Annotated in this window: 20 protein-coding genes; 7 read left to right on the forward strand and 13 right to left on the reverse strand. The window is 41.6% G+C overall.

Translation table 11 applies throughout. From position 1 onward, the window contains the following. From DKM50_09265 to DKM50_09320, 12 genes are all read right to left on the reverse strand, one after another. Window positions 1–1,080: a tRNA 2-thiouridine(34) synthase MnmA gene (locus DKM50_09265; protein ID PZM79444.1), complete on the reverse strand. Its 1,080-nt coding sequence runs from the start codon at window positions 1,078–1,080 to the stop codon at window positions 1–3. Beyond that, complete coding sequence (locus tag DKM50_09270) at window positions 1,073–1,972, reverse strand: quinolinate synthase (GenBank protein ID PZM79445.1); 900 nt, start codon at window positions 1,970–1,972, stop codon at window positions 1,073–1,075. Before DKM50_09270 ends, DKM50_09265 begins: the two co-directional genes overlap by 8 nt. 140 nt (window positions 1,973–2,112) lie before the next feature. Beyond that, entirely contained in the window at window positions 2,113–3,393 is a 1,281-nt protein-coding gene (locus DKM50_09275) for a bifunctional O-acetylhomoserine aminocarboxypropyltransferase/cysteine synthase (GenBank protein PZM79475.1), read from the reverse strand. A 175-nt stretch (window positions 3,394–3,568) separates the two neighbouring features. After that, entirely contained in the window at window positions 3,569–4,006 is a 438-nt protein-coding gene (locus DKM50_09280) for a hypothetical protein (protein ID PZM79446.1), read from the reverse strand. A 142-nt stretch (window positions 4,007–4,148) separates the two neighbouring features. Then, window positions 4,149–4,349, reverse strand: coding sequence for a thiamine biosynthesis protein ThiS (gene thiS, locus DKM50_09285; protein ID PZM79447.1), 201 nt, complete (start codon window positions 4,347–4,349; stop codon window positions 4,149–4,151). Window positions 4,350–4,382: 33 nt separating this feature from the next. Continuing rightward, on the reverse strand, window positions 4,383–5,501 hold the full coding sequence (locus tag DKM50_09290) for a 2-iminoacetate synthase ThiH (protein PZM79448.1): 1,119 nt from the start codon (window positions 5,499–5,501) through the stop codon (window positions 4,383–4,385). After that, window positions 5,498–6,277 carry a thiazole synthase gene (locus DKM50_09295; GenBank protein ID PZM79449.1) on the reverse strand — a complete coding sequence of 260 codons (780 nt, stop codon included), beginning with the start codon at window positions 6,275–6,277 and terminating at the stop codon, window positions 5,498–5,500. The genes DKM50_09290 and DKM50_09295 overlap by 4 nt, the downstream gene beginning before the upstream one ends. A 225-nt stretch (window positions 6,278–6,502) precedes the next feature. Then, window positions 6,503–6,736, reverse strand: a complete 234-nt coding sequence (locus DKM50_09300; GenBank protein PZM79450.1) for a hypothetical protein — start codon at window positions 6,734–6,736, stop codon at window positions 6,503–6,505. Window positions 6,737–6,955: 219 nt separating this feature from the next. Further along, window positions 6,956–8,854: a molecular chaperone HtpG gene (locus DKM50_09305; GenBank protein PZM79451.1), complete on the reverse strand. Its 1,899-nt coding sequence runs from the start codon at window positions 8,852–8,854 to the stop codon at window positions 6,956–6,958. A gap of 220 nt (window positions 8,855–9,074) precedes the next feature. Beyond that, a complete protein-coding gene (locus DKM50_09310; protein ID PZM79452.1) occupies window positions 9,075–10,898 on the reverse strand; it encodes a hypothetical protein in 1,824 nt (607 codons plus the stop codon). Further along, window positions 10,864–11,688, reverse strand: coding sequence for a hypothetical protein (locus DKM50_09315; GenBank protein PZM79453.1), 825 nt, complete (start codon window positions 11,686–11,688; stop codon window positions 10,864–10,866). Before DKM50_09315 ends, DKM50_09310 begins: the two co-directional genes overlap by 35 nt. A gap of 152 nt (window positions 11,689–11,840) precedes the next feature. Then, entirely contained in the window at window positions 11,841–13,421 is a 1,581-nt protein-coding gene (locus tag DKM50_09320) for a peptide chain release factor 3 (protein PZM79454.1), read from the reverse strand. 288 nt (window positions 13,422–13,709) lie between these two features. Between DKM50_09320 and DKM50_09325 the strand changes: the two genes are divergently transcribed. Beyond that, entirely contained in the window at window positions 13,710–13,991 is a 282-nt protein-coding gene (locus tag DKM50_09325) for a hypothetical protein (GenBank protein PZM79455.1), read from the forward strand. Here the strand turns inward: DKM50_09325 and DKM50_09330 are convergent. Continuing rightward, complete coding sequence (locus DKM50_09330) at window positions 13,966–15,141, reverse strand: rRNA large subunit methyltransferase I (protein ID PZM79456.1); 1,176 nt, start codon at window positions 15,139–15,141, stop codon at window positions 13,966–13,968. The two genes, DKM50_09325 and DKM50_09330, sit on opposite strands and share 26 nt — an antisense overlap. Before the next feature lie 250 nt (window positions 15,142–15,391). Between DKM50_09330 and DKM50_09335 the strand changes: the two genes are divergently transcribed. The 6 genes from DKM50_09335 to DKM50_09360 all read left to right on the forward strand — a co-directional run bounded on the left by DKM50_09335 (window position 15,392) and on the right by DKM50_09360 (window position 20,465). Next, window positions 15,392–16,348 carry a magnesium transporter CorA family protein gene (locus DKM50_09335; protein ID PZM79457.1) on the forward strand — a complete coding sequence of 319 codons (957 nt, stop codon included), beginning with the start codon at window positions 15,392–15,394 and terminating at the stop codon, window positions 16,346–16,348. 117 nt (window positions 16,349–16,465) lie between these two features. Further along, entirely contained in the window at window positions 16,466–16,894 is a 429-nt protein-coding gene (locus tag DKM50_09340; GenBank protein PZM79458.1) for a hypothetical protein, read from the forward strand. 181 nt (window positions 16,895–17,075) lie between these two features. Next, the gene (locus DKM50_09345; protein PZM79459.1) at window positions 17,076–18,377 is read left to right on the forward strand and encodes a hypothetical protein; all 1,302 of its coding nucleotides are present in this window, start codon (window positions 17,076–17,078) and stop codon (window positions 18,375–18,377) included. 68 nt (window positions 18,378–18,445) lie between these two features. Further along, window positions 18,446–19,411 (forward strand): tryptophan--tRNA ligase, encoded by a 966-nt coding sequence (gene trpS / locus DKM50_09350; protein ID PZM79460.1) that lies wholly within the window; start codon window positions 18,446–18,448, stop codon window positions 19,409–19,411. Next, window positions 19,411–20,067, forward strand: coding sequence for a phosphohydrolase (locus tag DKM50_09355; GenBank protein PZM79461.1), 657 nt, complete (start codon window positions 19,411–19,413; stop codon window positions 20,065–20,067). The genes trpS and DKM50_09355 overlap by 1 nt, the downstream gene beginning before the upstream one ends. A gap of 146 nt (window positions 20,068–20,213) precedes the next feature. Next, complete coding sequence (locus tag DKM50_09360; protein ID PZM79462.1) at window positions 20,214–20,465, forward strand: hypothetical protein; 252 nt, start codon at window positions 20,214–20,216, stop codon at window positions 20,463–20,465. Window positions 20,466–20,614 lie beyond the last annotated feature (149 nt).

The following is a 20,614-nucleotide window of genomic DNA, read 5'->3' on the forward strand; positions in this document are numbered from 1 at the left end:
TTATTTTTGAATAATTCCGCCTCCAACAACCGTATCCTGATCATAAAAAACGATAGCCTGTCCGGGAGTTATCGCCATCTGCGGATTATCAAAAGTAACACGGATATCTCCATTTTCCAATGGCTCAACCCAGGCGGTTTCTTCATGCTGCACATAGCGTATTTTTGCGCTTAATTTCATCGGCTCACTGAGCCTGTCGATACTGATCCAGTTAAGCTCAGACGCGATAAGCCGATTACTGTAAATATCCTCTTTGGGCCCAACGACAACCGCATTGTTCGTATGGTCAATTGCCACCACATAAAGCGGATATTCCGCTGCGATCCCAAGCCTTTTTCTCTGCCCGACCGTGTAATAATGAATTCCTTTATGTTCGCCAAGCTTCTTACCCTGCGTATCTAAGATCGGTCCCGGCAGCGTAGCACCTTCGAGCAGGCTCGTATAGCCTTGAGCAACGAAGTTCTGGCTCTCAGGTTTGTTCTCAAGTCCGAAGCCTTTCTGTCTCGACATCTCCCGGATCTCTTCTTTGGTATACTGACCTAACGGGAAGATACACTGTTTAAGCTGTTCTTGTGACAGATAAAACAAGAAATACGTCTGATCCTTCTTAAGGTCTTTTGCGCGCTTGAGCAGGTACCGCTGACTGGTTTCGTTATAGGCGACATTAACGTAATGACCTGTAGCGAAGTAATCAAATGAGATATTACTTTTTTTGACATTATCGAGTAGCGCCCCGAATTTGATCTTGCTGTTACATTTGATACACGGATTCGGGGTTCGCCCGAAAAGATATTCCTGCCTGAAGTAATCAAGCACGTGATGCTTGTATTCTTTTCTTAAGTCTATAACATGGAAGGGGATACCTAACTGCCGGGATATTTTTTCGGTCTGGGCAATCTCTTCTTCTTCTCCCGGACCATAGCAGGCATGCTGGGTAACGCCGTTTGAAGGGGTACAGCCGCCATCCCAAATCTGCATTGTTACGCCAATAACATTATAGCCCTGGTCTTTTAGGAGAGCGGCGGTTACCGAAGAATCGATACCTCCGCTCATTCCAACAATTACGGTCCCTTTATCCATACTTTATCATCTCTTCCAGCGATCTTTTCGCCGATTGAATAATTTCATCAGATAATTTAATTTCATACTGCTCATCTTTGAGCGCCAGATATATATCTTGAATGGAAGTCTTTTTCATATTCAGGCAGGTTTTTAACGTACCGGCAGGATAAAAATCTTTGCCGGGATTTTCTACTTTGAGCCGGTAGATAATACCCATTTCTGTTGCGATGAGAAATACCTTCGCGTCTGACTCTCCGGCATACTTCAACATGCCGCTGGTTGAAAGCACTACATCTGCCATATCAACAATTTCCGGTTCGCATTCCGGATGAACGAGCAACACAGCCTTTTGATACGCGGCTTTTGCCTGACGAACTTCGTCCCCAGTAATTTTGGAATGAACGTAACAGAAGCCACTCCAGGGAATGATCTCTTTATCAACAAACCGCTGACAATATGCTGCCAGATTTTTGTCCGGTCCGAAAATAATCTGCTGCGCATCAATATTCTTAACCACGCTTACCGCATTTGCTGAGGTACAGCAGACATCAGTGACAGCTTTAACATCTGCCAGAGAATTAACATACGTTACTACTTTTGCCTTTGGATATTGCTCTTTCAGTTTAATGACATCTTCCGCCGTGATCATATTGGCCATAGGACAATCTGCGTCATTTCTCGGAATCAGCACTTTTTTATCCGGGGCCAAGATCTTGGCCGTTTCTGCCATAAACTGTACTCCGCAGATAATGATCATTCGTTTCTCAGACCGTGCCGCAACACGTGCCATTTCCAGGGAATCGGCACAATAATCAGCGATTTCCTGAACTTCCGGACGTTGATAATTATGAGCAAGGATTAAGGCATCTTTTTCTTTTTTCAAACGTTTAATTTCTTCGATTATTTCCATTATGGATTCCTTTATGCCGCTCTAAAAGAGTATTTGCTAATATAATCTGCCATAAAAAACAGAACCTATTGTACTACTTTTAAGGTCGGGTTTGGAAGAGGAAATATTGGGGACCTTCCTTACACCAATGCCATCAGTCCTTAGATGTGCGCTAATGCCGTATCAATATCCTTAATAATATCCTTTATGTTCTCGATCCCTATCGAAAGCCGAACTAACTCAGGACTTAAGCCGCCCATGCGTTGATCCTCTTCACTAAGCTGTGAATGGGTGGTGCTTGCCGGATGTATAGCTAATGACTTGGCATCCCCGACATTCGCCAAATGAGAGAACAGGTGAAGATTATCAATGAATTTCTCCCCGGCACTTCTTCCGCCTTTTACCCCGAAAACAACCATGCCGCCAAAACCGTTCTTAAGATACCGGCTGGCCAGCGGATAGGCCGGATCACTCGCAAGCCCAGGATAACGAACCCAGTCAACACTTGGATGGGAACTGAGAAATTCGGCCACTTTCAAAGCATTTTCACAATGACGTTCCATACGCAGGTGGAGTGTCTCGATTCCCTGAAGGAACATCCACGCATTGTCAGGAGCGATACAGGCGCCAAGATTTCTGAGAGGAACGAGTCTCATCCGCATAATAAAAGCGATCGGATTTAGGTCTCCCAGATCATGAGCATACCTCAAACCATGATAACTTCCATCCGGCTCGTTAAAAAGCTTGAACTTCGGATCTTTCCAGTTGAATTTACCCGCATCGACCACTATACCGCCAATGCCTGTACCATGTCCGCTGAGCCATTTTGTCAGAGAATGAACAACTATATCGGCACCATGTTCAATCGGTCGTAGTAGAAATGGCGTGGTAAAGGTTGAATCAACGATCAGCGGAAGATTATGCTTATGGGCAATATCCCCAACAGCTTTGATATCTAGAACATCCAGTACAGGATTGCCAATGGTCTCAATGAAAACGGCCCTGGTCTTAGCATTGATTGCCGATTCAAAACCTTGCAGGTCTATCGGGTTCACAAACTTAACGGTGATTCCAAACTGAGGAAGGATGTCGTGAAACATCGTATACGTCCCTCCATACAGGTTGGTTGCCGAAACAATCTCTTCTCCGGCAGAGCATATATTAATGATCGAATAAAAAATAGCGGACGTCCCTGAGGCTAATGCCAAGGCTGCCGGCGCACCTTCGAGGGCTGCTACTCTTTTCTCCAGGACATCCTGTGTTGGATTACCCAGCCGGGAATAAATATAGCCCGGTTCTTTTAAACCGAACAAGTTCGCAGCATGCTCGGCGTTTTTGAATACATATGAGCTTGTCCGGTGTACAGGTACTGCTCGCGCTAAGGTTGTCGCGTCAACTTCATATCCGGCATGCAACGCTAAGGTTTCGATATTATATTCCATGGTAATTGCCTCCCCATCATCCACTTAACTCTCTTCATTTTTTGCATAAGTGGGTGGTTATTTTCTCTCCAATCAAGCTGAAGAGTTCAAAACTTTTCTTTACTATTTTTAAGTCATATTTTAGCTGTCTTTTTCCGGTATCCCGCCGGATTAATCCATAATTACCTGCCCTGAACTAAATATAGAACATCGGGAGATCTTTTTTCTTTCTATACATGTCTACCAGATCTTCCAACGTATACGACACAAGGAACGCACACATATGGTCCATTAACTTTAGCCAGAACTCATTAATAACGCATTCTTCATATCTGCTGCAATTTTCTTTGTCTTCCAGACAATCTATCGGGGCAAGGCCGCCTTCGAGGATCTCAAAAAGCTCTTTGACGGTAATCTGTCCCGGAGACTTAGCCAAACTGTAGCCGCCGTAAGCGCCGCGCAATGCTTTAATAACACCGGAGAGCTTGAGCACGGTAACTATCTGTTCCAGATACTTCTCGGAAATTTGTTCTTTCTCGGCAATCTCTTTGAGCTGCATTGTCCCTTTGCCATAATTAATGCCTAGATTAATTAAAAAACGCAGTCCATACCGTGTTCTCGTTGATACCTTCATTGCGATACCCCAATTCCTATATGCATAGTATGAATTAAATCAAGAAAAAGAAATACCGTCAAGTATTAATATAAATAAGTGGAGGCGAATTAAGGAAATGATTTGGAAATAGCTGAAAACTTCTTTTCATGACGTACGAATATTAACCGCCACCCATGAAACGGATTATTTCGATTGCGTCTCCGGCAGCGATTGGCTCGTTACCGTACAGCTCTTTGCCGACTATCTCAAGATTTCTCTCGACAATAGTTATTTCGGGATTGAGGCTCAATTCTTGCAGGAGTTCTAAGACCGTGGAACTATGAATGATTTCTCGATTTTCGCCATTAATAATAAGATTCATATTTTTCCTCCTCTTAATACGCTCACTGTCCAGCTAAACCGAATTGCCTTGCAACTCATATGACCAATCTTTCAATACAGGATCAAAGCCTTTTTGCGCGAGCATTATTTTGACTTCCTCCAGCGACCGGTTATCAGCAACAGAGAATTGCTCCGATGAGTCCGACTGGTTATAACCTCCGGGGTTCGTTCGTGATTCTGCACTGATCTGGGTTATTCCTATACCGACTAATTGGTCCCGCAACGAAGCCGACTCTCTGGTTGAAAGCACCAGGTCTATCCACGGAAGAAACAACCTGAATGCGGTAATAATCCGGACGAGACTCTTGTCATCTACCTGATAGGTCTGAAACAATTTCCCGGAAATATCACGCAAACGAGGAAAAGAAACTGACAATTCAGCTCGCCAATACTGCTTAGCCAGATAATAAGCGTGTGCTCCAACCAGGGCCATCTCGTATCGCCAATCATAGAGACCAAGCAATGCTCCGATCCCGATCTTGCGGATTCCAGCGCTCAAGGCCCTGTCCGGACTGTCCAGCCGCCACAGGTAATCCTTTTTGGGACCCTTAAGATGCATCGTTTTATAGGTAGGCTTATGATAGGTTTCCTGATAGATTGTCAGACCATTAGCACCGGCAGCAGCAAACTTTGAGTATTCTTCCGCTGTTGCTGCAAAAATTTCCAGCGATATGTAAGGGAAATATTCCGAAGTTAATTTTATGGCTTCTGTAACGTAATCTGCTCCGGCTACTTCAGCTTTATCCCCGGTTAATAGCAGAATATGCTGAAACCCTATTTTTTTTAAGATCGTTAGTTCTTTGAGAAGCTCTTCTTTGTTTAATGTCTTACGCCTGATTTTTTTACCATGATTGAAACCGCAGTAGACACAAGAATTAATGCACTCGTTTGATAAATACAATGGAACATACAGCCGTACCGTATTGCCGAACTGGTCCCGTGTCATCTTGCGCGCCCGTTCGATCATTTTATCGAGATAAGGTCCCGCAGCAGGAGATAAAAGAGCGAGAAAATCCTGGTAATCCAGGTATTGTTTTTCTAAAATGACAGGAATATTCTCGTTAGCAGTGCAGCCAACCGAATGGTAAAGAGCGTCTTCATTAATGGTGCTGACAAACTGACTGAAGGTCATTTTCTACTTAACCACTCTAAAGGACTTGAGGCAAAGGCATGATGCCCGGAAGATGCCAGTCCTGCCAGGTATGCTATACGGCCAGCTTCCGTTGATAACCTAAATGCCCTGCCCATACCAACGGCATCGTGTGCTGTGGCGATGGCAGTATTAACAAGGACAGCGTCGGCGCCAAGCTCCATCGCTAAAGCTGCGTCAGATGGTCTGCCGATACCGGCGTCAATAACAACCGGGATATTGACTTGCTCAATTATAGCTCTAAGGGAGTCAATCATGCGTAATCCTTGATTAGACCCGATAGGAGAAGCCAGGGGCATTACCGTTGCTGTGCCTTCTTCCTCCAGTTTCTTAGCAAGAATAAGATCTGCCTGGATATAAGGAAGGACAACGAAGCCTTCTTTGATTAATATTCTGGCGGCCTTGAGTGTTTCTTCTCCGTCAGGCATAAGATAACGAGGTTCAGGAATAACCTCGAGCTTTATCCAGTTGCTGATTCCAGTGGCTTTTGCCATGCGGGCAAGCCGAACAGCTTCCTCGGCATTTCTTGCACCGGAGGTGTTCGGAAGAATCCGGTATTTCTGCCGGTCAATTGATCCAAGGATATTATCATCCGGGTTTGAGAGGTCAACGCGGCGAAGGGCAACAGTAATCATTTGCGTCCCGGTAGATTCAAGTACTCCGCGCATTACTTCGACAGAAGAAAATTTACCGGTACCGGTAAACAAACGTGAAGAGAATTTTTCCCCCGCAATAATTAAAGGATCTACGATCGACATTGGCTACCTCCGAATTTAAAAAAATAACTGAATATTCACATGAGACATCAGAATATTGATTATAGCTATTTTTGTCAAATTATAATTTAGCTAAATTAAACTCAACCTATTTTATTTTTTCGAATTTTAACTTTCGGACAGGATCAGGAGAATACATGAGTGAGACAGAAAAAAAATAAGGGGTTTGTCTGGACAAACCCCTCTGGCAGCAAAAAAAACGGCTTATTATTCCGTTGTTCCCGGCGCTGTGTTCGGTGTAGCTTGCTCCTGCGGCATATTTTCTGTCGGCATTGTTCCGTCCGGTTGAGTCTGTGGTGCCGCCCCGCCTTGCTCCTCATTTTGCATTTGATTGCCACCTGGGGTTCCCAACGTATTGCTTGGCTGAGGTTTTGCGCAACCAAACATTGTAAGCACCATAACTCCTATAAAAAACAAACTTAAAGCTCTCATTTTTTTCATATTTTTCTCCCTCCCAATTGTTTTTTTGTATTTTTCTCAACATTTAAATCAAGTCTCAATACAAGTTCTTAGTCGAGGGTATTTTATCACTTTATTTCGAATAGTCTACTGGAAAAATGAATACACTTTGGGGACATCGGCGAGTAAGAGTACTATAACAATCTTGCGATCGCTAGCAGTATAGCACGCAAAAAAGCGTGCTATACTGTATTTATAATATTACACTCCAGCTTTAACCATCAAATCGCTAATCATCTTCGCAAACAGCTGAGGATCTTTTACCTTTGAGCCTTCTGTTAGAAGCGCCTGATCATACAACAACAACGAATAATCTTTCAATTGCTGACTTGCCTGGTCCTTTTTATAGAGCGCATCCATTACTTCCAGTATCTTATGATTAGGATTGATTTCCAAAACACGCTTTGATGAAGGAACTGCCTGGCCCATAGACTTAAGGAGCTGTTCCATGCTTTTGGTCATGGAATCCTCGCCTGCAACTAAACAGCTGGCGCTATCAGTCAGCCGGGAAGAAAGACGGACATCTTTGATTTCTTCTTTCAGGTTATCTTTAATTACATCAAGCAGCGATTTATATTCTTTCTCTTTTTCTTCTTTCTGTTGCTTGGTTTCCGTATCGAGTTCGAGATCACCTTTCTCTACCGACTGGAGTTTTACCTTATCATAGTCATAAATGTAAGGCAGGATGAACTCATCAATATGATCGGTCATGAAGATGACTTCATACCCTTTTTTCTTGAAGGCTTCCAGCAATGGCGAGCTCTCAAGTTCTTTACGTTCTTCACCATTAATATAAAAGATCTCCTTCTGATCTTCCGGCATACGCGCTTTGTAGTCTTTGAGCGAGATCATTTTTCCGGCTTCGGTTTTTGTCGTCTCAAATAACAAAAGGTCTTTTATCTGATCTTTGTTGTCAAAATCATAATGGAGCCCTTCTTTTAGTACCCGTCCAAATTCCTTGTAGAAGGTTAGATATTTGTCGCTCTCTTTTTCCTGCATTGTCTGTAATGCTTTGATGATTTTGGAGGTAATATTTTTCTTAAGTTTCTCGATATTCCTGTCTTCCTGGAGGATTTCGCGGGATACATTCAAAGGCAAATCGCTCGAATCGACTACACCTTTAAGGAATCGCATATATTCAGGAATGATTTTCTTGCAGTCATGCATAATGAAAACACGTTTAACGTACAGATTAAGGCCGCCTTTGTAGTCTTTCCAGTGGATGTCCATCGGAGCTTTCGCCGGAATGTAGAGCAGCGCCTTGAATTCGGTCGAGCCTTCGGCATGGTAATGAATAGTCTCCAGAGGATCGGTGAAATCATGGGAAATATGCTTATAGAAGTCTTTGTACTCTTCTTCGGAAATATCCTTCTTCGGTTTAGCCCATATAGCCTTCTGCGAGTTAAGGACTTCTTCAACTACTTTCTTTTCGGGTTCTTTGCCTTCTTCGGCTTTCTCTTCCTTTTCGACGTCCATCACAATCGGATGCTCAACGTAATCAGAATATCTTTTGACGATATCCTTTATTTTCCATTCAGAAAGATATTCTAAGGCCTCTTCTTTGAGATGAAGAATAATATCGGTTCCTCGAGCTGCCTTCGTGGTTTCTTCCACGGTATAGGAACCATCTCCAACAGATTCCCAAAGCACAGACTTTGACTCCTCGCCTGCCCGCTTCGTAATCAGGGTAACTTTGTCCGCAATCATAAATGACGAATAAAACCCAACCCCGAACTGACCGATGAATTCTGGGTTATTGGTAAGGTTTTTCTCTTGCAGCCCTTTAAGAAACTCTTTGGTCCCTGACTTGGCAATAGTACCGATATTCTCGATAACTTCTTCTTTTGACATGCCGATACCGTTATCCGAAACAGTGATCGTCTTTGCCGATTCATCGAAAGCAAGCTTGATCTTCCAATCGGAATTGTTCTCCAACAAATTCTGGTCGGTTATGGCATCAAACCGTATCTTATCGATCGCATCCGAAGCGTTTGAAATCAATTCGCGTAAGAAAATGTCCTTATTCGAATAGAGTGAATGGATCACCAGGTCTAATAATTGCTGGACTTCCGTTTGATATTGAAACGTCTCTTTTGACATAACTGCCCCTCCCTAGTTCTTTATAAATTAGTTTTGATTGTACCAGGGTATATATATACCATATGTGATATTTTTTGAAAACTGTCATTGGTGTAAGGAAACCCATCAACCCGATATTTGATCGCGGGATGCCAGGGCGACTAATATTAACCCACCCAACTTCTTTGTTGGGTGGGTTAAAAAAAATAATCTGGAATAAATTGCGGTTACAAGTCGAAGTTCATGCGATAAAGGTAAAATAAAACGTTGCTCCTTTGTCAACTTCCGCTTCAACCCATATCCTGCCGCCTAACCGCTGAACCACACGCTGGACAGTAGCAAGCCCGATACCTGTACCAGGGAACTCATCAGTGCTGTGAAGACGGGAAAAAGGTTTGAAAATAGTATCGGCGTATCTTATATCAAAGCCGATACCATTATCACGAACAAAATAGGCCTTTGAGGTATCAACGTTGATTGAGCCGAACTCAATAACTGCCGGAGTCCTCGTTCGAGTGAACTTCCAGGCATTATCAAGAAGGTTATTGATTAGAATTCCCAGTAACTGCTTGTCGCCAGGGACAATAATCCCTTCCTGGATTTTGAATTCAACCTTCCGGTCAGTCTGCTCACTCATAAGTTCATCGGCTATTCGTTGTACCAAGTCGCTTAAATCAACATCTCTAACCTCTATCTCTTTTCGTGATACCTGCGTTAACTTCAGCAAATCTTCGATAAGTTGCCCCATATGCATTACGGCTGCATGAACACGGTTAAAATATTTATTTGATTTCTCATCTGTTTCAGGAAAACATTCTTCCTTCAAAATACTTATGAATCCATCAATGCTGCGCAGTGGGGAACGAAGATCATGAGCAACTGAATAGCTAAAGCTTTCCAACTCTTTATTGGCCAATTCCAATTCGGTTGTACGTTCTTGAACTCGCTGCTCAAGTGACGCACTCAACTGCCTGAGGGCCTGTTCGGCTTCTCTTCTTTCCTGCACTTCTGCCCGTAACTTGGCATTTCCCTTCTCTACTTGCCCGGTACGTTCTCTCACCTGCAGCTCGAGATTTTCTGAAAGTTTTTTGAGATCACTTTGTACTTTTAACTGCTCGGTGATTGAAGCCGCGAGTGTCAGCCCGACAACAGAAATCGTTCCGATGTATGCTTGCAGCAGCAGTAGCGAGGAATTAAGCGACGGAAGCATAAACGGTCCACGCCGATTCAGGGTTCCAATACTTGCGAAAATTAACTCGCTAAGCACAAACAGCACAACCCCAAGTTGCCCAAACCGGACCGCTGCCCAGAGAAGAAAAGGCAACAGCAGAAATTGTACTGGATAATCTCCTAGATCAAAATTGAAAAATACTTGAAAAATAGCTGCACTGGTAACAAGGATAAGAATAAGTAAAAGCAACAGCTCCCCCGGATTATCTTGTACTCTCCGGTACCACCAGGGCGCTCCTATCCAGATCAGTATAATAGGCACAACCAGAATAATACCGACAAAATCACCGAACCACCAGATAAGCAGGGTGAAAAGGAACGAAGAGCTGGGAGCAAATCCGGTAAAAATGAGGCTTAAAACACTGACAAATGCATTCGTTATCGTGCTGAGAAGGGCTATAATAATAAACACAAATACATCTTTACGCCGATTATAAGGATTAGGATCGGGGATGAACCTCTTAATCAAAAAAGTGCCCAACATGGCCTCAAGTGTCATCCCGACCCCAAAGCACAAGCTCACGAGAATAGAAGAGATCAGCAAAGGAGTGCTTGCGCTATCCAGAATCCCGCCACCGAATACTGCCCCCAGAAAAATCCCTGGCCAGAGGTAATATCCCCGAAGCAAAAGGGCAGCCAAAGCTATACCAGCCGATGGCCATAAACCAGAAACACTCACCAGTTGACCGGATATAATCACACCAAGCCTGGCAATAATAATGTAGATTACTGCAACTAATACTATCTCTGCAAGCTTTCTGTTCCATGAAAGATTTGTTTGACTTCCCATTGTCGCTCGCCTAAGCTCGTTTGTTTCTGGCTTCCCAGTTATCATAAGCCGCCAAAAGGCTCATTGTCTCGCTCTCAGTAAAATTACTCAGGTTTTTCATATCAAGATGTAATACACCGGCAAAACCTTTTATCAAATGAGCATCTTTTCCTTTCAACAAATCAGCTAAGCGTCGCTTGCTCACTGAATACTCTACCGGAATTCTATCCCTATTCTCTTCCATATCGAGTTCTAACCCTGACTCTAAAATTTTTTCAGCTTTTTCCTCAGGTTGGGCCCTTGTTCCGAATTCGATCATGGCATTTTTAGCATCTTCAAAGCTCAGCTCATTTAAATTATTTTCAGCTACATTATATTTTTTCAATATTCCGGACATCAGATCAGGGTTGATGGTTAAGGACCTTTTTATGCTGCTCAACTGTCCCGGAACAGCTTTCTTCGCTTGATCGGCACTGGGTCGGGATACCGGACGCAGATGGGGCGGTTGGGGCTGTTGTTGCAGCGCAATAGCTACTTCGTCAGCACTCGCGAACTCAGTGCCAATATACCCCAAACAAGCTAAGGCCCGACCTATCGAAGAAGTCTCGCAATTCTCTACAGCGGAGGTCCGGTTAATGGCAGAAGAGGTCCTTACTTCTTCCGCATGCCCGGTCGCTAAGATTTTGCCTTCTTTATCTTTGATGGTTGCTTTCATCACCACCAGGTCTTCGTTGCGCTCAATTATGATTGTCTCAATGGTATAATCAGGATGGTCATCCCTGAACTTTTTAATACGGGAGGCTACGGTTTCATACTCCCGTCCATGGATCGTTACTCTCCCGGTTTCTTTCTTCATAGCGATACACCTTCCCAGCTTGATAATGTGACACAGCCTATGGTGGGAACTATACTCTTCTTAGTGAATATTTCAATTCGTGATTTTCCGGGTAACAAAAGGAAATGTAGGGACGTCGGGGGCGTGCCATCGGCGCGCCCCTACAAATAAATCTAAAACTCTGAGGTGAAATGAAATTCTATTTTTGGATAATCTTCCTGGGTTCGCTCAAGCATCCATTTGCTTTTCGCCAGGAACACCAATTTCCCCTCTTTATCTTTCGCCACTTGCGAAGCATAGTATCGACGGAAATTATCCATAGCACCCTGATCACTGCTTGCTATCCAGCAGGCAATAGCATATTCGGCGCTTTCAAACCTACAAGAAGCATTATACTCATTTTTCAAGCGATATTGGATAACCTCGAACTGAAGAGCACCGACAGCACCGATTAATTTTTGGCCGGTCGTCATTTTGGTAAAAAATTGCGCTACCCCTTCTTCAGACAGTTGCTCCAAACCTTTATTCAACTGTTTGGACTTCATAGGATCGAGGTTGATAACATACTTAAATATCTCAGGCGCAAATCGAGGAATACCGATATAATTAAGCTTTTCGCCTTCGGTAACGGTATCTCCGATATTAAACGTTCCAGTATCATGCAGCCCGATGATATCTCCAGGAAACGCCTGATCGATTATCGTTTTATCCTGTGCCATAAAGGCAGTGGGATTGGCACTTTTATACGGCTTATCGGACCTGACATGATAATACCGTTTATTTCTCTCAAAAATCCCGGAGCAGATTCGCAAAAACGCAATCCGGTCCCGGTGGTTAGGATCCATATTGGCATGTATCTTAAAAATGAACCCGGTAAATTTGCTTTCATCCGGCTGAACTTCCCGAATATCTGTCATTCGCGATACCGGCGGCGGCGCAAGATCAACAAAACAATCAAGCAGCTCTCTGACCCCGAAATTATTAACCGCGCTCCCAAAAAACACCGGAGTAATGCGTCCGTCCAAATATTCCTTGATATCAAGAGAAGGATAGACACCTTTGACGATCTCAACATCTTCACGCAGCTTCTGGGCTTGATCTCCGAGCAGCTCATCCAGCTTCGGATCATTAATGTCTGTGATCTCTACAACACCCACGCTGTCCTGTTTGCCATGGGGTTTAAATAATATAACCCGGTTTTCATATATACTATAGACACCTTTAAACAGTTTCCCCATCCCGATCGGCCAGCTTTGCGGACAAACTTTTATTTTGAGTTCTTTTTCCACTTCATCAAGCACTTCAAACGGGTCACGGCCTTCGCGATCAAGCTTATTCATAAACGTGATAATCGGCGTGCTCCGCATACTACATACCTGGCACAGGCTCCTTGTTCGCTCTTCCACACCTTTGGTAGAATCAATTACCATTAGCGCACTATCAACCGCTGTCAGGGTACGGTAGGTATCTTCCGAGAAGTCCGCGTGGCCCGGAGTATCCAGCAAATTAATCTTCTTGCCCCGGTAATGAAACCCCATTACTGAAGTGGCAACCGATATCCCACGCTGTTTTTCGATCTCCATAAAATCAGAAACAGTCGATTTATCATTCTTTTTGGATTTAACTGCCCCGGCAGTTTGAATCGCGCCGCCAAAAAGGAGAAGCTTTTCGGTAAGGGTTGTCTTCCCGGCATCCGGATGGCTAATTATCGCAAATGTTCTTCTAATCTGTATTTCTTCATGTATGGTATCCATAATTTTCCTCAGCATAATGCTTATTATTTTAAAAAGTGGGACCTATAAAATATAACAAAATTCGTGCATTTTATAAAGTGTTAATTAATATGGACAGGGCAATCACAGCCTAACTATTTCCAGATAATATTTTTTTCCCACCCAACAACTATGCTGATTTAGGATTCGATTGCCCTATTAAACTTGTAATGGCTAGTTGACGAACATAACATATACCTTATAATAATAGTATACTTTGGTGATTTAATAATTTTCGTCACGGTCCTTCGTGAATATAAGGTATACACAATGAAAATAAAATTTAACCATATTAGCCAGAAATTTGAAGAATTTATTTCGGATATCGACATGTCTTTTTTCATTGAGCAGGCAGAAAAATTCATGAAACAAAATCTGAACGAGAATATGACGGAAGATGAAGCCATCGAATTCCTGGAAACAAGCTACTTGTTCAACGAAAAAAAAGGCAAAACCGATATTCTGGTTGCAGCTGATATCTTACGCGCCATTCGTATGATCAAGTATCACCGAGACAACATCAAAACTACACAACCGGTAACTTCTGCATAATAAAAAACTTCAAATATCTTCCCTCTGGGAAGGCCAGATTATAAGAATGATCAAATGGCTGAAAATTCGATTTAATGACTTTCAGCTGACATCCCGTATTCACAGAGCTTTGATGCAAAATCTTAATAAACGTCAGTTCATCAACGTGCGCGGTACAGGAAGAAGACACCAAAATCCCTCCCGGTTCAAGCTTTTCCAAGGCTTTTGAGTTGATAGTAATATAGGCCTTTATTGCATTAGAAACTTGCAACCGGTTTTTAGCAAAAGACGGCGGATCAAGAATAATAACGTCATAGGCACCGCGTTTCAATTCCTTCAGGTAATCAAAAACATCTCGGGCCTCGAACTTATGCTGATCGATATCATACCCGTTTAAAACAAAATTTCTTCTTGTTACTTCCATAGCTGGTTTCGAAATGTCCACACTGCACACAGATTCACAGACAGAAGCCGCATAAACAGAAAAACCGCCGGTATAAGAAAAACAGTTCAAAACTTTTTTACCCTTGCAGAAAGGCACCAGGTCCAGCCGGTTTTCCCGCTGATCAAGGAAAAACCCGGTCTTCTGCCCTTCGACGACATTTACCAGAAAACGAAAGCCGTGCTCTTCAATTTCTACTTCATCAACCTGCTTTCCATAAAGCAAATGCTTCTCGACGACCGGCATGCCTTCTTTTTTCCTTACTCCCAGATCACTTCGCTCATAGATCATTGACGGCTGCATAACATTAATTAGGGCATTAACAATGATATTCTTCAGAAGTTCTATCCCTAAAGTGTGGACCTGAACAACAAGAACATCTCCATATTTATCAACAACCAGTCCAGGAAGATTATCACTTTCGCCAAAAACCAATCGATAGGCATTGGTATTGCGCAGGAATTCTTCCTTGCTCTGCTTGAGCATTTCAAAACGCTTAATAAAAAAACCGGTATCTATTGATTGTTTTACCCTGGTTATTATTCGTAAACTAATATCAGATAATCTATTATAGTAGCCAATCCCCAGGAATTTATCTTTAGAGAACACCTCACATAGCTCTCCGTTTACTATTGATTCCTCAGCACTTTCAATAGCTCCGGAAAAACACCAGGGATGGCCGGCACGGATATTTTTTTCAACTTTCTGTTTAACAAATATTTTTTTCACGTAAAAGCTCCTCGATTATCCCAGATAATTCTTTTCAAATTTCTAAACAGTATAATATTTTATCCTGTTTATTTAAAGAGAGAATAACTTGAAACAAGTTATTAGCAATACACAAATAGCAGGGGCGCGCCGAGGCTACACCCCTGCTATTTGCTATTAAAGAGTTAAACAGGCTTGACTTTTAGTGCCTGTTAACCTATCTTATACATGCTCGAGATATTCTCATTCAAACCACGCAGAGGTATTGCTTATGTTATCAATTTATAAAAGTGATGGGAAAGCATTAAACTCTTTAACGCTGGAATCTGTAGATAAGGGTAGCTGGTTCAATCTCGTCAAACCCACAGGTGACGAATTAAAATCCGTAGCTGAAGCAACAAACGTCCCAGCCGACTTCTTAAAAGCAGCCTTGGACAGGGAAGAGTTATCCCGTATTGAAATAGAATCCGACTATATCCTTCTTATTACCAATATTCCTATTATGGACGAGACGAACAATAACTTTGATACATTGCCGCTAGGGATCATCATTACAAATGAATATTTTATCACTGTCTGCGTAAAAGAAAATAATGTTTTAACCTACTTTAATTCCGAAAATGCCATGACATTCTGCACCTTTAAAAAGACTCAATTCCTCTTACAGATCTTATACCGATCAGCAAAGATCTACTTGAAGTATTTGAGGTATATTAACCATCAGACAGACAATTTAGAAAGAGATCTTCGCAGGTCCATTAAGAATAATGCCTTATTTCAGTTGCTCGATTGGCAAAAAAGTTTAGTATACTTTACTACTTCGCTAAAAGATAATGACGTCGTCTTAAAGAAATTATTGCGGATCATCAGCACAAATAATCACCAGCTAGTCTTAAAAAAATACGAGGACGATGAAGAATTGCTCGAAGACGTACTCATCGAAAATAGACAAGCCATAGAAACAGTCGAAATACATAGCAACATCCTTACAAGTATGATGGATGCGTTTGCCTCAATCATTTCAAATAATTTGAACATCGTTATGAAATACTTAACTTCGGTCACGATCCTCGTTGCCGTTCCGACAATGATAGCCAGTTTCTTTGGAATGAACGTCCACGTTCCCTTAAATCAAAGTCCCTGGGGATTCATTGCCGTTGTCTTCATTTCCTTTTGCTCAATGAGCCTGACTGCTTTTGTCTTATGGAAAAAGGATATGTTCTCCTAAGGCCCCGGATTTCTTTCTACTTTATTTTTTTTCCAGTTTTGCATATAATCAACGTGCAAGAGTATCCTTATCGTTGAACTATTTCCCGGAATAGTTCTATAATTAAAAGGAGCATCTATGCAAAAACCAACAACGATCCCGACCTTAAAAGATACAATAATTCCCTGTTCCTCTCGTTCAGCGTTCTCGAACTTACAACAAAAACGCCCTACACTTACTATTTCATATTTCGTGAAAAATTACCTATTGCTTCTTAACTCAATTAACGCCTCCCTCGGAAGCAAAAAAAAACGCTTCAAAAATTCCCGCACAGTCAAGCCGACCTTTGCTCTGGGCTATTACGAAGATATATATACTGACAAAATCTACTATTTAGAAGGAAATAAAGGCTCGAAATATATTACAATAGTCGAACTCGAAAAAAATGACGAGCGCTATGATCTTTACAATATCGTCGTAAGAAAAGAAAAAGGTTTAAAACTTGAGGTTGAGCAGTTTTTCTCCAGGCTTAAAAAAATAACGGAAGACTTGTCATTTATCTATTAAGTCACTCTGATTCCGAATTATCTGGGCTTGCGATGCCTGAAAGCGCAAGACTCAGGCAACACCTTGATTTAAGAGAATTTTAGCTGATTATTTCTCTCTCTTTTTCATTTTTGCCTTTTCTAAAATGAAATTATCAGGTACAATGAAAAAAATTTACCGGTAAATTCGTGAAAAGGTCAGCATGAATAACAGTCATACAGCTAAACTAACTATTTTTTTCTCACTCCTGCTTATTGTGCTCTCATTACTACTATACACAAAAATCCAACTTTCTCAAAAAAACCGTAAGCCTGCCAACCATGTTGCACTCAATTTGACAATCATTAATGGTGAACTCTCAGATAAAAAAGCAATATACGATGAGCTTCTCGGACATAAAATCTCTTCGACAGAAATATACGGGTTAACCAATTCCCTGGATAAGCTCTTCGATTTTAGAACAGCAAAACCGAAAGACAGTTACAAGCTGTGTCTTAATCCCGATAAATCTATTAATAAATTTATTTATCAAGCTAGTCCTTATGATGTATATGTTGCAGTGAAAACAACAGAGAATGCTTTCAGCACTTACAAAGAAGCTGTCTATATAAACAAGGTACAAGCAACCAAAACCTTTACCTTGAAAAGCTCTCTCTATCAAGCTATTGCCGCAGGCGGGGAGAGAGATTCGTTAGCTAACAGCTTTGCAGATATCTTCTCCTGGGATATCGACTTCTTTCTTTACCCGCAACCAGGAGATACCATAAAAATATATTATGAAAAATATGAAAAAGCCGGAGAACTTATTAAATATGGAAAGGTCCTCGGCGCACAGTATATCGGCAAAGAAAAAACGTTCTCTGCCTTCTTATATAACAATGGAAAAAATGAAGCTTATTATGACCTTGAAGGGAACCCTTTGCGAAAGATGTTTCGCAAAATGCCTTTAGAGTTCGGACGTATCTCGTCAACCTTTAATCTCAAAAGATTTCATCCTATTTTAAGACGGATCAGGCCTCATTTAGGAACAGACTATGCTTCATATTACAATGCGCCGGTTCAAGCTACAGGGACCGGATCCGTCTCCTTCTCAGGTTGGCTCGGAGGATATGGAAATCTGGTCATCATCCGGCACCCTAATGGCTACGAAACCTACTATGGCCACAACTCAAAAAATCTCGTCAGGACCGGACAGCAGATCGATCAAGGCCAAACGATTGCACTCGTCGGCAGCACCGGACAATCGACAGGGCCTCATGTTCATTATGAGGTCAGATGCAGAAACATTCCAATTAATCCATCTTCACTAAAAACAATCAGCTTACATTCCCTTACAGGAAATGAGTTATCCAACTATAAGCAGGGAATAGAAAAACAAGTAGCCTTGTTGAATTCCAACAAAGATATGGTTTTTGCTAAAAACACTCAAAAAGAGAATAATCTCGTTAAAAATGTTTTCAAGAATATTTTTTCTATGGTCAATAAAATATTTATTTTTGCTTAACTAATTTCCCTTTGAACTATACTTAAAAAATATGTATATTATATATAATCTAATTAAGGAGATTTTTTATGAGAATTTTATCCGGCATACAGCCCTCAGGGCCACTTCACATCGGAAATTATTTCGGGATGATGAAAAAGATGATCCAATATCAGGAAACATCGCAACTCCTCTGCTTCATCGCCAATTACCATGCGTTGACATCAATAAGCAACAGCACTCTGTTAGCTGAGAATACACTTGAGGCAGCAATAAGCTTCTTAGCACTAGGACTGGACCCGAATAAAAGCATTTTTTGGGTCCAATCGGATATCCCTGAAGTGACGGAATTAACATGGATACTTGCCAATATTACCCCGGTAGGGCTCATGGAAAGAAGTCACTCCTATAAAGACAAAATCGCCAAAGGGTTAGCACCAAATATGGGACTCTTTAATTATCCGATACTTATGGCATCAGACATCCTTCTCTACCAATCCGAAAAAGTTCCAGTTGGAAAAGATCAAAAACAGCATGTAGAAATTACCCGGGATATTGCCATTAGGTTTAATAATGAATATGGAGATATTTTTACCATCCCTGAACCGGAAATCGATGAAAACGTAGCAACGATACCCGGTATCGATGGTCAAAAAATGTCAAAATCTTATAATAATACGATTGAAATCTTTACGGATAAAGCGACATTAAAGACAAAAGTCATGAGCATCGTAACAGATTCACTTCCGGTAGATGCATCGAAAGACCCGGACAAATGCAATGTGTTCAATATATATAAGCTGTTCATTCCCACTGAAGAAGAAGCTATCCTGAGAAACCGGTATATAAACGGCGGGCTTAAGTATTCGGAAGTAAAAAAAGAGCTAGTCGAAATTATCTGGAACTTCTATGCTCCATATCGAGAGAAATACGAAGACCTGAAAGCACATCCGGAAGTTGTCAGAACCATACTCAAAACCGGCGAAAAACGAGCACGCGAAATTGCACAGCCGACCATTGAAAAAGTCAAGAAATCAATAGGTTTACGCTATTAATGGAAACAAAGATTGCGCCAGAAACGCTTGAGCTTATTAAAAGCGATGTAAAAACCATCTTCGAAAACAGCCGGGGAAGCCATGATCTTGACCATACTCACAGGGTGTACAACCTTTGCCTCCGTATAGGCCATATTGAACACGCAAACAAAGAAGTCATTACCTTGGCAGCGCTGCTTCATGATATTGGCAGACAGAAACAAGACAGTAGCCAGGGAAAAGTCTGCCATGCCAGGTACGGGTCAGTACTGGCAGAAAAAGTTTTAATGAAATACAATTTCCCTGATGATTTTATAAAGAAGATTACCCACTGCATCGAAACACATCGATTCAGGAACAATAAGCCACCTGTCAGCCTTGAGGCAAAAGTACTGTTTGATGCCGACAAGCTTGATGCCATTGGTGCCGTGGGAATTGGCCGGGCATTCCTTTTTGCCGGAGAAATAGGAGCAAAGCTTCATAACCAAAATGGCGAGATCACTCAAACCCAGGAATATTCTATCGAAGATACTGCCTATAGGGAGTATATGGTCAAACTCCGCTATATTAAAGATAAAATGCTGACAGACGAAGGAAAAAGGCTGGCACAAGGACGGCATCAGTTTATGGTAGAGTTCTTCGACCGGCTCGATCAAGAATGTAATGGTCTGAGTTAAACCCTGATAACTCTTTTATATTTTCCCTACTTGGGGTATTATAGGCTTAGGTATAAGAAAATAGTATATTTTAAATAATTCTTTGCAATTTATTCATGAAGCTTTCGATACATTAATATAAATCATAACCGTAGGGGGCTCCTCAAATGAAAAAAGAAATAAGTATATCAGAGAATTTTTGGAAGGAGTTTGAATCGAGAGGATTCTCTTATGAAAAAGAAACCGGCGGTATTTTTGCTACTGAATATAAAGAAGCCAGAATCAAACAGCATGGTCCCAAAGTATACCAGATAACTCAACCGGAAAATACACTAAAAATCACAATTATTGACCCGAAGTTATTTCTTGAAACAGTAAAAAAAATAGAAGGTATGGTTAATTTTAAACTTTTCGAATAATTATTGTTATTAATTTATCTTTTAAAAAAGCAGGCCTATAAAGCCTGCTTTTTTTATAGGCGGAACAAAACATCATAATTGCAAAACAATTTGGTGATGATTATAAATGTGCTTTTCATCCTAAGCATTATTGACATAATTTTATCATA

This window comes from Candidatus Margulisiibacteriota bacterium, from assembly GCA_003242895.1.
Lineage (GTDB): Bacteria > Margulisbacteria > Riflemargulisbacteria > GWF2-39-127 > GWF2-39-127 > GWF2-39-127.